At 72.7% G+C, this 12,605-nt stretch carries 11 protein-coding genes and 1 pseudogene; 9 read left to right on the forward strand and 3 right to left on the reverse strand.

Features of this window, described 5'->3' with window-relative positions; translation table 11 throughout:
• Nucleotides 1-105 precede the first annotated feature (105 nt).
• The 6 genes from ACZ63F_RS41480 (at nucleotide 106) to ACZ63F_RS41505 (ending at nucleotide 4,758) form a co-directional block, all read left to right on the forward strand.
• Complete coding sequence (locus tag ACZ63F_RS41480; protein ID WP_469719098.1) at nucleotides 106-771, forward strand: amino acid ABC transporter permease; 666 nt, start codon at nucleotides 106-108, stop codon at nucleotides 769-771.
• Nucleotides 768-1,679, forward strand: a complete 912-nt coding sequence (locus ACZ63F_RS41485) for an amino acid ABC transporter permease (RefSeq protein ID WP_469719099.1) — start codon at nucleotides 768-770, stop codon at nucleotides 1,677-1,679. Before ACZ63F_RS41480 ends, ACZ63F_RS41485 begins: the two co-directional genes overlap by 4 nt.
• A 235-nt stretch (nucleotides 1,680-1,914) precedes the next feature.
• The gene (locus tag ACZ63F_RS41490; protein ID WP_469719100.1) at nucleotides 1,915-3,570 is read left to right on the forward strand and encodes an FAD-dependent monooxygenase; all 1,656 of its coding nucleotides are present in this window, start codon (nucleotides 1,915-1,917) and stop codon (nucleotides 3,568-3,570) included.
• A 102-nt stretch (nucleotides 3,571-3,672) separates the two neighbouring features.
• The gene (locus ACZ63F_RS41495) at nucleotides 3,673-3,720 is read left to right on the forward strand and encodes a hypothetical protein (protein WP_372496870.1); all 48 of its coding nucleotides are present in this window, start codon (nucleotides 3,673-3,675) and stop codon (nucleotides 3,718-3,720) included.
• 73 nt (nucleotides 3,721-3,793) lie between these two features.
• Nucleotides 3,794-4,342: a cupin domain-containing protein gene (locus tag ACZ63F_RS41500; protein WP_469719102.1), complete on the forward strand. Its 549-nt coding sequence runs from the start codon at nucleotides 3,794-3,796 to the stop codon at nucleotides 4,340-4,342.
• A complete protein-coding gene (locus ACZ63F_RS41505; RefSeq protein WP_469719138.1) occupies nucleotides 4,333-4,758 on the forward strand; it encodes a rhodanese-like domain-containing protein in 426 nt (141 codons plus the stop codon). Before ACZ63F_RS41500 ends, ACZ63F_RS41505 begins: the two co-directional genes overlap by 10 nt.
• A gap of 164 nt (nucleotides 4,759-4,922) precedes the next feature.
• Here ACZ63F_RS41505 and ACZ63F_RS41510 read toward each other — a convergent pair.
• The 3 genes and pseudogenes from ACZ63F_RS41510 to recA form a co-directional block, all read right to left on the reverse strand.
• Nucleotides 4,923-7,452, reverse strand: a pseudogene (locus tag ACZ63F_RS41510) (ABC transporter permease).
• Between the two features lie 96 nt (nucleotides 7,453-7,548).
• Nucleotides 7,549-8,358 (reverse strand): recombination regulator RecX, encoded by an 810-nt coding sequence (gene recX, locus ACZ63F_RS41515; protein WP_469719104.1) that lies wholly within the window; start codon nucleotides 8,356-8,358, stop codon nucleotides 7,549-7,551.
• Nucleotides 8,359-8,362: 4 nt separating this feature from the next.
• Nucleotides 8,363-9,496 (reverse strand): recombinase RecA, encoded by a 1,134-nt coding sequence (recA, locus tag ACZ63F_RS41520; RefSeq protein WP_469719105.1) that lies wholly within the window; start codon nucleotides 9,494-9,496, stop codon nucleotides 8,363-8,365.
• A gap of 491 nt (nucleotides 9,497-9,987) precedes the next feature.
• On the opposite strand from recA, the gene ACZ63F_RS41525 reads away from it, so the two are divergent.
• From ACZ63F_RS41525 to ACZ63F_RS41535, 3 genes are all read left to right on the forward strand, one after another.
• A complete protein-coding gene (locus tag ACZ63F_RS41525) occupies nucleotides 9,988-10,263 on the forward strand; it encodes a polyprenyl synthetase (RefSeq protein ID WP_457699432.1) in 276 nt (91 codons plus the stop codon).
• Nucleotides 10,256-11,308: a polyprenyl synthetase family protein gene (locus tag ACZ63F_RS41530; protein ID WP_469719107.1), complete on the forward strand. Its 1,053-nt coding sequence runs from the start codon at nucleotides 10,256-10,258 to the stop codon at nucleotides 11,306-11,308. Before ACZ63F_RS41525 ends, ACZ63F_RS41530 begins: the two co-directional genes overlap by 8 nt.
• Before the next feature lie 103 nt (nucleotides 11,309-11,411).
• Nucleotides 11,412-12,572: an oxygenase MpaB family protein gene (locus tag ACZ63F_RS41535; RefSeq protein WP_469719109.1), complete on the forward strand. Its 1,161-nt coding sequence runs from the start codon at nucleotides 11,412-11,414 to the stop codon at nucleotides 12,570-12,572.
• Nucleotides 12,573-12,605: the final 33 nt, after the last annotated feature.

Here is a 12,605-nt window from a genome sequence, read left to right on the forward strand (position 1 = left end):
CGGGTCTCACGAGGCCCCTCTCGGACGCGCCGCCCGCCACCGCTTCCCCGGCGGCGGCGCCCCACGCCCTCCACGTACGCCACACACCCGGAAGCGCGGGAAATCGTGTTCGACTTTCTTCAAGGCTACGACGTCCTAGGGGCGTTCTGGACGACGGTGGAACTGACCGTCCTCTCCGCCGTCGGCTCCCTGGTCTGGGGCACCCTGCTGGCCGCGATGCGGGTCAGCCCGGTCCCGCTGATGCGCGGGTTCGGCACCGCCTACGTCAACATCGTCCGGAACATCCCCCTGACGGTCATCGTCATCTTCACCTCGCTCGGCCTCGCCGACATCTTCGGCGTGACGCTGGGCGCCTCCGACTTCAAGGTCCAGGGCTTCCGCCTCGCGGTGCTCGGCCTGACCGCCTACACCGCCGCCTTCGTCTGCGAGGCGATCCGCTCCGGCATCAACACGGTGCCCCTCGGACAGGCCGAGGCGGCCCGCGCGATCGGGCTGAACTTCTCGCAGACCCTGCGGCTGGTAGTGCTGCCGCAGGCCTTTCGCGCGGTGATCGGCCCGCTGGCCAACGTCCTGATCGCGCTGACGAAGAACACCACGGTGGCAGCCGCGATCGGCGTCGCCGAGGCCGCGGCCCTGATGAAGACGATGATCGAGAACGAGGCCCAGACGGTGGCCATCGGCGCGGTCTTCGCCCTCGGCTTCGTGGTCCTGACCCTCCCGACCGGCCTGTTCCTCGGCTGGCTCGCCAAGCGCCTGGCGGTGAAGCGATGAGCTCCGTCCTCTACGACACCCCGGGGCCCCGCGCCAGGCGGCGCAACGTGGTCCTCTCCGTCGTCTTCGTCCTGCTCCTGGCCCTGGCCATCTGGTGGGTCTGGCAGACGATGGACGACAAGGGCCAGCTCAAGTGGGCCCTGTGGCAGCCGTTCACCACCTCCGATGCGTGGACCACGTACCTGCTGCCGGGCCTCGGCAACACGCTCAAGGCGGCGGCGCTCGCCATGGTCATCGCCCTCCCGCTGGGCGCGCTCTTCGGCATCGCCCGCATGTCCGACCACGCCTGGGTGCGGATACCGGCCGCCTGGATCGTGGAGTTCTTCCGCGCGATCCCGGTCCTGCTGCTGATGCTGTTCGCCAACGAGTTCTACGTCCGCTCCACCGATGTCGGCAGCGACGAACGGCCGCTGTACGCGGTCGTCACCGGCCTGGTGCTCTACAACGCCTCGGTGCTCGCCGAGGTGGTGCGGGCCGGCGTCCTCGCGCTCCCCAAGGGGCAGACGGAGGCGGCCTACGCGATCGGGCTGCGCAAGGGGCAGACGATGACCGGCATCCTGCTGCCGCAGGCGGTCACCGTGATGCTGCCCGCCATCGTGAGCCAGCTCGTGGTGATCGTGAAGGACACCGCGCTGGGCGGCGTGATGCTGCAGTTCACGGAACTGCTCACGGCACGCGGCACGCTCGCCGCCAACTACGCCAACGTCATCCCCAGCTTCGTCGTCGTCGGCGTCGTCTTCATCCTGTTGAACCTCGCCCTCACCACGTTCGCCTCCTGGCTGGAGAAGCGGCTGCGGCGCAGCAAGCGCGGCACCGGTGCGGTGCTGGGTGCCGAGGACGTCAGCGACCTGAACGCGGCGGAGATCAGCGGTACCTTCGCGACCGGGGCGGGCGGGGCCAACGCCTGACTCCCGGTCAACCCGAACGACGCACACGGAGGCAGCGGCCGCAGGGGCGCTGCCTCCGCCGTTTTCCCGGGCGCCACGGCACTCGCGCGCCCACCATGCTGACGTGTCACCGGGTGCGCCGCTTGACCGGGTGGCGCCCAGTCTGTTGCATACGTTCTGTGATCGTGCACCCTGCTCCAACAGTCTGTTCAACTGTGTCCGTCGGGACGTACGTACGGGCAGGGGGCGCCGCGCCGTGGACCCGGTGATCATCGTCGGAGCGGGGCCCGTCGGGCTCACGCTCGCCCTGGCGCTGGCCCGCCAGGAGGTGCCGTCCGTCGTCCTGGACGAGGGTCCGGGCAAGGACGAGCCGCGCCCGGCGCGCACGGTGGTGCTCCGCGAGGACACCGCCGCCCTGGTGACGCGCCTGTCCGGCACCCCGCCGGAGGACCTGGGCGCCCGCTGGACCGGCTGGCGGTCGATGCGGCGCCGGCAGTTGCTGCGCGAGGTCGTCTTCGACGACGTCGGCGAACCGTCCCCGCTGCACCTCGCCCAGCACGTGCTGACCAACGCCCTGCGCGCCGCGATCGCCGACGAACCGCTGGTCAAGGTCGCCACCGACAGCCGTCTTGACGCCGTCGAGCAGGAGCGCTCAGGCGTCACCGCGCACACCCGGGGCCCCAAGGGCACCTGGTGGCGCGGCAGTTACCTGGTGGGCTGCGACGGCCCCCGCTCGACCGTGCGCAAGCTCCTGGACATCCGCTTCCCGGGCCGTACGGCGGTGGAACGGCACGCGGTCGCCGCGCTGCGCACGGAACTTCCGTGGCCCGGCCAGGCGTTGCTCCATCGGACACCGCCGTGGCGGACGTCCGGGCCCTCGGCCGGGGAGGTGACCGCCCGCCCCCTCCCGGACGGCGTGTGGCGCCTGGACTGGCTGCTGCCGCCCGGCAAGGACCTGGTCACGCCCGAGCTGCTGGTGACCCGGATCCGCGAGACCCTCGCGGGCTGGACGGGCGGCACCACCCCGCCGTACGACCTGCTCGACACCGGCGTCCACACCGTGCACCACCGCCTCGCCCGCAGGTGGCGGGTGGGCCGGGTGTTCGTCGCCGGGGACGCCGCGCACCTGCTCGGCGCGCTCGGGACGCACGGCCTGGACGAGGGCCTGCGCGACGTGGACAACCTCGCCTGGAAGCTGGCCCCGGCCTGGCACCACGGCCCGCACGAGGCGCTGCTCGACAGCTACCAGACCGAGCGGCGCGCGGTGGTCGCCGCCCGGCTGCGCGCCGCCGACCAGGCACTGCCGCTGCTGCGCGGCGGTGGCGGGCTGCGCGGGTTCGTCCCCGGCGCGTCCCGGGGGCGCGACGCGCTCCTCACCGAAGGTCACCTGGGGCAGGGTCCGCTCGGTGCGCCGGGGGCGTACGCCGACTCGCCCCTCGCCCCCCGGCACCTGGAGCACGAGATCCCGGTCGGCACCCCGCCGGGGGCACCGGTCACCGATGTCCGGGTCACCGCGGAGGACGGCACCTTCGTGCAGCTGCGCTCGCGTCTCGGCCGCGGGGCGCTGCTCGTCGTCCTGATCGCGCCCGGTACGGGGGTCTGGGACCGCAAGCACTGGGTCTCCGCCGGGATCATGCCCCGGCTCGCGGCGGCCGTGACCGCGCTGCCGCACCCCGCCGAGCTGCTGGTCGCCGAGGCCTACCCGGGCGCGCCGGCGCACACGGTGCTGCTCGTGCGCCCCGACGGCCAGCTGGTCACCGCCCTCAACGGAGTCCGCCCGGCCGACCTGTACGCGGCGGCCGAGGCGACGCTGGGCGGCAAGGACCGGGAGCAGAACGAGCAGGCGGAGCAGAGCGAGCAGGCGGAGCAGAGGACGGAGACGGAAGCGCAGACCGGTTCCCCCGCCCGGTGACCGGGCCGTCCACATCGTGACGGTGAGTTGACCGGCCCGCACCGGCATGGTGTACTCCGCATCGTGAACGACACGACTGTGCGCCTGTGGCGGAAGGTCCATGTGGACCTGGTCCGCTATGCGGGCTGCGTGTGTCTTCCGTCCTGCTGACTTCGCATTCCTCTTTCTCTCTCCGGGCGCCGTCTGCGCCCGCTTCTGCGAACCCTCATCAGGATCGGTGCACGTGTCTGCCTCTCTCTCGTCGTCCTCCGTTTCCTCGTCCGCCCCCGCGCCCGGCGCCGCGCCCACCCAGGCGGACCTCCTCGACTTCGTCCGGCGTACGGCTGCCGACGCCGAGCTGATCGCCTCGCTCCCGCTGGACCCGGAAGGCCGCACCTGGGTACGGCTCGAGGGCCCCGCCGGCAGCGAGGCCTGGCTGATCGGCTGGCCGCCCGGCTCCGGCACCGGCTGGCACGACCACGCCGAGTCGGTCGGCGCCTTCCTCACCGCCACCGGCGAGCTGAAGGAGTACTCGCTGGCCACCCGGCTGCCCACCGACGGCTGGAAGACCCTGGAACTCTCCGAGGGCGTCGACCGCGAGCGCCGGCTGCCCGCCGGAAAGGGCAGGTCCTTCGGCCGCGACCACGTCCACGAGGTACTCAACGAGTCCACCGAGCACCACGCGGTCTCCGTCCACGCCTACTACCCGCCGCTGCCGCGGATCCGCCGCTACAGCCGCACCGGACAGGTACTGCGCCTGGAGCAGGTCGAGCGCCCCGAGGACTGGCAGTGAGCGGCACGGAACCGGTGGAGGCACGTCCGGTGGGCATCGACGAACTGCTGGAGCGGGTGCGCGCGGGCTATCGGCGCATCGAGGCGCAGGAAGCGTACGAGGCGGCGCACACCGGCGAGGCCCTGCTCGTCGACATCCGCTACGCGGCGCTGCGCGAGCGGGACGGGGTGATACCCGGTGCGCTCGTCATAGAGCGGAACGAACTGGAGTGGCGCCTGGACCCGCAGGGCAGCCACAAGACCCCGGAGGCCACCGGCCACGACCTCCAGGTCGTCGTGATCTGCAACGAGGGCTACGCCTCCAGCCTGGCCGCCGCCTCCCTGCACCAGCTGGGCCTGCACCGGGCGACGGACCTGATCGGCGGCTTCCAGGCATGGAAGACGGCAGGCCTGCCGGTCACACCTCCGTCGTCCTAGTCCCTACGGTCGTCCTAGTCCCTACGGCTCCCCGGTCCCGGTCGCGTCCGTACGGCTGTCGATGAGCGCGGCGACGGCGCTGCAGACGGCTGATGGCAGACGGCGGACGGGGGACGGCGGACGGCACCTCGCGGCGCGTCCGGCGGGGCGCCCAGGCTGAGCGCCTAGTCCTTCGCCGTCGCCGCCGTCACCGCCGGCACCCGCAGCGCCACCCGCCCGGGAAGGGCCGTAGCCATCAGGGCGAGCAGACCGGCGGTTGCCACGACCGTCACGTACAGCAGGGGCGTGACGGTCGGCGCGGCGCGGCCCGTCATGCCGACACTGAAGGCCGTCAGTACGGCGAGCGCGATGCCGCTGCCGAGGGACGTGGCGAGCGTCAGCACGGACAGCACCTCGGTGCGCAGCATGCGCAACACCTGACGGCGGGTGGCGCCGGCCAGCCTGAGCAGCGCGCACTCTCGCACGCGGTCCGCGATCGACATGGCGATCGTGTTGACGACGGCGATGGCGGTGAAGGCGAGGACCAGCCCCATGGCCAGGAAGTTGACCTCGGCGTTGTCCTGCCGGCGGTGGGCCTGGAGCGAGTCGGCGGCGGTCGGCGAAAGAATGTCGAGCCCTGGGAACTCACGCAGTGTAGTCGCGAGTTCTGCATGTGTACGGGCGGTGCGCACGAGGACGGAGGAGGCGAGCGGGTTGTCCACGTGGTGCGAGACGAGGTCGTGGGCGAAGGTGAGGTCGCCGAAGCCCAGACCCCGGGCGTAGACGGCGGCGACGGTGAGCGTGGCGGGCGTGCCGTCGCCGAGGGTGAGTTTCAGGGTGCTGCCGGGCCTCAGACGGTGCTGATCGGCGGCCAGTTCGCTGACGGCGACGGTGCGGTCGGTGAGCCGGCCGAGGGAGCCGGCGGTGACCTCGGGGTCCCAGGTGCGGGCGAGGCCCTCGGGGGTGACGCCCTGGGCCGGGTACTTGTCGAGTCCGATGCGGACGGTCGTACGGACCACTTCGGTGACCGTGTCGTGGCGCGCGCGCAACTGCCGTGCCGCCGCGGCCGGTACGCCGGGTCCCCGGGCGGCGACGACCCAGTCGGCGGTGATCCCGGCGCGGGCCTGGGCGCGGGCGGCGTCGTCGAGGGTGGCCTGGACGAACAGCACGGTGCAGGTCATGCCGATGAGCAGGGTGAGCGGGGTGACGACGGAGGCCATCCGGGCGGCGTTGCCGCGCAGGTTGGCGGTGGCGAGCCGGCCACCGTGACCGGTGAGCCGCAGCGGGCCGGCGAGCAGCAGTGCGGCCGCCCTGACCAGCAGCGGACCGAGCAGGGCGACGGAGGTGGCGAGGACCACGACGGCGAGGAAGGTGACGGGGGTCGAGGCGGGTTCGGTACGCAGGGAGGTGAGCAGCACGACGAGGACGGCTCCACCGGCGAGCAGCAGCAGACCGGCGGCGATCCTGCCCCAGGCGGGCCGGGCGGGCTCGACGCGGGACTCGGCCAGCGCCTCGGTCGGCCGGATCCGGGTGATGCGCCGCGAGGCGATGCGGGCGGCCGTCCAGGCGCCGGCCAGGGTCGCGGCGAGCGCGGCGAGGGGCGGGACGACTCCGGTGGTGTGCTGAAGCGTGGTGGGTACGGCGCCGAGTGCGACGAACCTGTCGTGCAGCCAGGCGCCCAGCGGCAGGCCGAGGAGTGCGCCGAGCGTGCCGGCGACCCCACCGATGATCAGGGCCTCGCGGCCGAGCACCCGGCGGATCTGTCCCGGCGTGGCGGCGATGGCGCGCAGCAGGGCGAGTTCTCGGTGGCGCTGCTGCACGGTGAGCGCGAAGGTGCCGACCACCACCAGGACCGCCACGAGCAGCGAGGTCCCTCCCATGGCAGCGCCCATGCTGACCAGCCGGACCCGGGCGGCGGCCGCGTCCAGGAACTCGGCGGTGCCACGGGCGTCCCCGGTGGAGACCTGGGCGGTGGTGCCGCGCAGTGTCCGCGTCACGGCGTCCTTCAGCTGCTGCGGGTCCGTGCCGTGCGCGGGCAGTACGCCGAACGCGGTGACCTGCCCGGGATGTGCGGCCAGTCTGCGGGCCTCGGCGGCGGAGAAGAAGAGTGCCGTCTGGTGGCGCACGTCCGTGGCCGGGGCGGCGATTCCGGTGATCCGGTAGGCGCGCGGGGCCTGTGTCGACTGCACGGTGAGGGCGTCGCCGGTTCGCAGGTGGGCGCGTGCGGCGAGGTCGCGGTCGACGACCAGGTCGGTGGCGGCTTTTGGAGCCGTACCGGAGACCAGGCGGTACGGAGTGAGCGCGGCGGACTCCCAGGCGTGTCCGTAGGCGCTTCGGCCGCCGGTGCCGGCCCGGAGTCAACGGCTGGGCCAGGAAGGTCAGTTCGGGCACGACCCGGGCGACACCGGGCGTGCGGGCCAGTCTGGTTTCCAGGCCGGCCGGCAGCCAGGCGCGCTCGGCGATGGGTTTCGCCTTGTGCTTGACCTTGGTCTTGCCGTGCTTGTGCTTGACGGTGGTTCGGTGAACGTACTGGTCGGCAGAGACCACGACGGGTGTTGCCGCGTAGCGCTCGGTGCGGATCGTGCCGCGCAGTCCTGTGTCGAGGAGCGTGCCACAGGCGGAGATCAGCGCGGCCGCACACAGCAGGGCGAGGAAGGCACCGAGAAACCCGGCCTTGCGGGCGCGGACGGTCTTGAGGGCGTAGCGCAGCATCATGGCGTACACGCTCGTCCACGCACGGCTGCGCGGGCACTGCGGTGGTCCGGCGTCTTGGAGTGGGGTTAACCCCACCCCCTCAAGGCTGTCGCCCCGTCAGAAGTCCCCGCCCTCCAGGAACTCCGTGTCCTCGCCCTCCTCCTCCAGCGCCCGCCGGACGACCCGGAGGGCCATGCCCTCGGAGTATCCCTTGCGGGCGAGCATGCCGGCGAGGCGGCGGATCCGTCTGTCGCGGTCGAGGCCCCGGGTGGAGCGGAGCCTGCGGGCGACGAGTTCGCGGGCCGTCTCCTCCTCCTGCTCGGAGTCGAGCTGGGCGACCGCCTCGTCGATGAGCGCCGAGTCGACGCCCTTGGTGCGCAGTTCCTGGGCGAGCGCGCGCCGGGCCAGTCCCCGGCCGTGGTGCCGGGACTCCACCCAGGCGTCCGCGAACGCGCTGTCGTTGATCAGCCCGACCTCCTCGAACCGGGACAGCACCTCCTCGACGACGTCGTCCGGGATCTCCCGCTTGCGCAGGGCGTCCGCGAGCTGTTTCCGGGTGCGCGGGGTCCCGGTGAGCAGGCGCAGGCAGATCGCCCGCGCCCGCTCAGCCGGGTCCGCTGGAGGTTCCCCCTGCTCGGCCCTCGACGAGGAGGAGGAACCCCCGTCCTCACCGGACGGCTCCCCGAAGCCGCGCCGGCGCCGCGTCCCGGGCCGCCGCGAGCCACGGCCGGGTGACCCGTGCCCGCGGGGCCTGCCCGGGCCCTCGCCGTACGTACCGTCCCCCTCGTGTCCCCCGTGCTCGGCGCCGCTCGTGCCGTAGGCCTCGTCACCGTCCCCGGCGGAGCCCGGGTCGCCCCCGGTGCCCCTCCCCCGGGGGGCACCGGGGGACGTGTACTCGTGGTCGGCCCAGTCGGTTCGTCGTGTCACGTCGTCAGCTCTTGGCGGTGGCGGCCTTGGGCTTGGTGACCTTGGCGGCGGCCGGGGCGGGCACCGTCTTCGCGGCGTCGTCCGGGGCCGCGGTGGTGGTGACCGCCGCGTCCGCGCCCGGCTCGGCGGCGGGCTTCTCCGGGCGGACGCCGACGCCCAGCTTCTCCTTGATCTTCTTCTCGATCTCGTTGGCCAGGTCGGGGTTGTCCTTGAGGAAGTTGCGCGCGTTCTCCTTGCCCTGGCCGAGCTGGTCGCCCTCGTACGTGTACCAGGCACCGGCCTTGCGGACGAAGCCGTGCTCCACGCCCATGTCGATCAGGCCGCCCTCGCGGCTGATGCCCTGGCCGTAGAGGATGTCGAACTCGGCCTGCTTGAAGGGCGGCGCGACCTTGTTCTTGACGACCTTGACCCGGGTGCGGTTGCCGACCGCCTCGGTGCCGTCCTTCAGGGTCTCGATGCGGCGGATGTCGATACGCACCGAGGCGTAGAACTTCAGCGCGCGGCCACCGGTCGTGGTCTCCGGAGAGCCGAACATCACGCCGATCTTCTCGCGGAGCTGGTTGATGAAGATCGCGGTGGTCTTGGACTGGTTGAGCGCGCTGGTGATCTTCCGCAGCGCCTGGCTCATCAGGCGGGCCTGGAGACCGACGTGGCTGTCGCCCATCTCGCCCTCGATCTCCGCGCGCGGGACGAGCGCGGCGACGGAGTCGATGACGATGAGGTCGAGGGCGCCGGAGCGGACCAGCATGTCCACGATCTCCAGGGCCTGTTCGCCGTTGTCGGGCTGGGAGAGGATCAGGTTGTCGATGTCGACGCCGAGCTTCTGCGCGTACTCGGGGTCGAGGGCGTGCTCCGCGTCCACGAACGCGACCTGGCCGCCGGCCTTCTGGGCGTTGGCCACGGCGTGCAGGGTCAGGGTCGTCTTACCGGAGGACTCCGGTCCGTAGATCTCCACCACACGGCCGCGCGGCAGGCCACCGACACCGAGGGCGACGTCGAGCGCGGTCGAGCCGGTCGAGATGACCTCGATGGGCTCCTTGGCCCGCTCGCCCATGCGCATGACCGCGCCCTTGCCGAATTGCCGTTCAATCTGTGCGAGTGCGGCGTCGAGCGCCTTCTCGCGGTCGGTTCCTGCCATGGGTTCCACCCGGTTTGCTTGAGTCGATCGCTTCACGTCAAAGACGCTAACGCCTGCCACTGACAATGCGCCCCGACGCCGGTTCGGCCTGTGGACAACTCGGGGACATATCCGCCGAAACCGTGTCGTACCGCCGCTGGGATCCCCGCCGTGAGCCGTTCCGGAGCCTCCATAAGAATGGATGTTCGATTTTCGTGTCAAGCGCACCACGCGGTACTCCCGCCACTTCCCCGCAGGGCGCTCACCCACCGCTCACCCGCTGCCCGTCCACCGTTCCGCCACGGGCTCCGGGCGTACACGGCACGCGTGCCGGAGCGCGCGGCACGCCGGGGGCGGCAGCCGGAAGCGGGACCGCCGGGCGGTGGTCCGCACCACCCGGCGAGGCGTTCACCCGATCGTGAGTTTCCTCCTGCCCGCGCCCGTCGTGCGGCGATGCTCGAAGAGGCGGCCGGGGAGAGCGCCGCCCCTGGGTGGCGTGGGTGGGAGAGCGCATGACACGTGAGACGGGACGACGCGGCCTGGACGAGCAGGCCGTGCTGCTGGCAGCGGGGCTGGCCGACCTGGCCGTGAGCACGGTGGGCACCGCATTCGGGACGTTACGGGGGCTGCTGCGCCGCTCGGACGCCGCCGCGCTGGCGGCGGAGGCCGAGCACGACCTCACCGCACGGGGGCGCCTGGTCCTGGACCGGTACGCGGCCGTGCCCCCGGCCCACCTGGAGATCCTCGCCCGGCACGCTCTGGCCCGGCGGACCGCCGGCGATGACTGACCGCTGGGATCCGGCCGCCTTCAAGAGCCGAGTCGACGACGTGCTGCGCCGGTTCGTCGCCGAGGAGGCCGGCCTGTTCGCGGCGGTCGACCCGCTCCTGGGCCCGGTGGCCGAGCAGCTGGAGGCGGCGGCCGCGGACGGCAAACGGCTGCGGGCGGCGTTCTGCTACTGGGGCTGGCGCGCGGCGGGCCAGCCGGACAGCGACGCGCTGGTGCGGGCGGCGGCCTCCATGGAACTGGTGCACGCCGCCGCCGTCGTCCACGACGACCTCATCGACGACAGCCCCCTGCGGCACGGCCGCCCCACCCCGCACGTCGCCCTGCGTGCCGCCGTACAGGACCGTCCGCGCGCCGACGACACCGCGCGGTCGCTGGCGATGCTCGTGGGCGATCTGCTGATGTCACTGGCCGGGCAGCTGTTCGCGACCTGCGGGCTGCCCGCCGCCTACCTCGCCCGGGCCCGCCCCCTGTGGTCGGTGCTGGCCAGGGAACTGATCGCGGGCGAGTGCCTGGAGATCCTGCGCACCGGAGCCGGTCCGGACACCACGGCCTCACTCAAGGTGATCCGCTACAAGACCGCCAAGTACACGGTCGAGCAGCCCCTGTTGATCGGCGGCGCCCTGGCCGGGGCCGGCGAGCGGCTGCGCGAGGGGTACTCCGCGTACGGGCTGCCGTTGGGCGAGGCGTTCCAGCTCCGCGACGACCTGCTCGGCCTGTTCGGAACACCGGAGCACACCGGCAAGGCCAACGCGGACGACGTGCGCGGGCACCGGCCCACCGCCCTGCTCGCGGAGACCTGGCGCCTCGCCCGTGCCGACGACCGGGAGCGGCTGGGCGCGCTGCTCGGCTGCCGTGATCTGGACGCGGACGGCCTGGACGCGGTCCGCGAGGTGATGTGCCGGCTCGGGGCACCCGACCGGATCGAGCACATGATCGGCGCGCGGGTCGCGGAAGCCCTCGACGCCCTCCACCACCTGAACGTGCCGGCCCCTGCCGCCGGTGCCCTGACCGCGCTGGCCCACTCGGCCGCGACCCGGCTGTCCTGAACCCCACGGGCGGCCCGGACCACACCCGCGACGACCCGCGACCACCCCGCGCCCCGCGCGACCGGCGCGCCCCGCGCGACCCGCGATGACAAGGAGCCCTGCCGTGATCCACACCGAGGCCTCGCTGGACACCCTGCGGCACGCCGGTGACGAACTCGCCGACGCCACGGTCGCCGCACTCTTCGAGCGCGGGGAGGTGGGCACGTTCAACACCCTGATGCGCTACGTCTCCACCGCCGGCGCGCCCCTGCCCGACGGGCTGCCCGAGGTCGCACGGGAGTACCTGGAGGCCACCCGGGTGCCGCCGTCCTGGGTGGACTGGGGCGAGATGGAGAAGGCCCGGCTGTTCTTCATCGACAACAACGTGCACATCTCGACCGCGCTCTCCTTCGCCGCCATGCCCGCCTGTTACGTCGTCCCGCGCGTGGCGAAGCTGCTGTCGGCCACCCACGGGCTGAAGTACCCGTCCAAGCGCATGGCGGAGACCGGTCAGTTCACCGTCTACCTCATGCGCCCCGACGCCTTCGAGGCCGGCAGCCGCTTCGTCCCGGCCGTCCAGAAGGTGCGCCTGCTGCACGCCTCGATCCGGCACCACCTCAAGCGCGAGAACCGCTGGGACACCGAGGCGCTCGGCACGCCGATCTGCCAGGAGGACATGATCGGGGGCCAGATGTTCTTCTCGATGCTGGTCCTCGACAGCCTGCACCGGCTGGGCATCCACCTGTCCACGGAAGGCGCGGAGGCGTACTACTACGCGTGGCGGGTGGTGGGCGCCATGCTCGGCGTCGACCAGGAGGCCGTCCCTGAGACCCTCGAAGAGGCACGCGCCTTCCTCGACCTGTACATGGTCCGGCACATGGGCCCCTCCGAGGAGGGCGCGGTCCTGACCCGGCAGCTCATCGACCTCTACGAGGAGGTCGTCCCCGGCACCTTCTTCGACCCGGTCGTCTCCGCCCTCATCCGCCACCTGGTCGGCGACACCTGCGCCGACTGGCTGGAGGTGCCGCGCACCCCGTGGGACACCGTCGTCAAGGCCGTACCGCACCTGCTCGGCGTCCTGGAGACCGTCGAGGACCGCTCCCCGCTGGGCGCCTGGGCCCTGGACCGCCTCGGCCACCTCACCACCGTTCTGGAACTGTCCTCGCTCACCCGTGGCCGCGTCATGCACTACGCCATCCCCGAGCACCTCAGGAAGGACTACGGCGTCGCGGGCACGGTCCCCCGCGCCCGGCGGTGGACCCCGCCGGCCGCCACGGTCTCCTGATCGCCCCCTGCGCCCCTACTCCGCGAGGCGTAC

The organism is Streptomyces sp. NPDC104761 (assembly GCF_055583445.1).

Coding starts and splice junctions, on each gene's coding strand:
- ACZ63F_RS41530 (WP_469719107.1), top strand. CDS start 10,256: ATGACTGACCGCTGGGATCCGGCCGCCTTCAAGAGCCGAGTCGACGAC.
- ACZ63F_RS41525 (WP_457699432.1), top strand. CDS start 9,988: ATGACACGTGAGACGGGACGACGCGGCCTGGACGAGCAGGCCGTGCTG.
- ACZ63F_RS41485 (WP_469719099.1), top strand. CDS start 768: ATGAGCTCCGTCCTCTACGACACCCCGGGGCCCCGCGCCAGGCGGCGC.
- recA (WP_469719105.1), bottom strand. CDS start 9,496: ATGGCAGGAACCGACCGCGAGAAGGCGCTCGACGCCGCACTCGCACAG.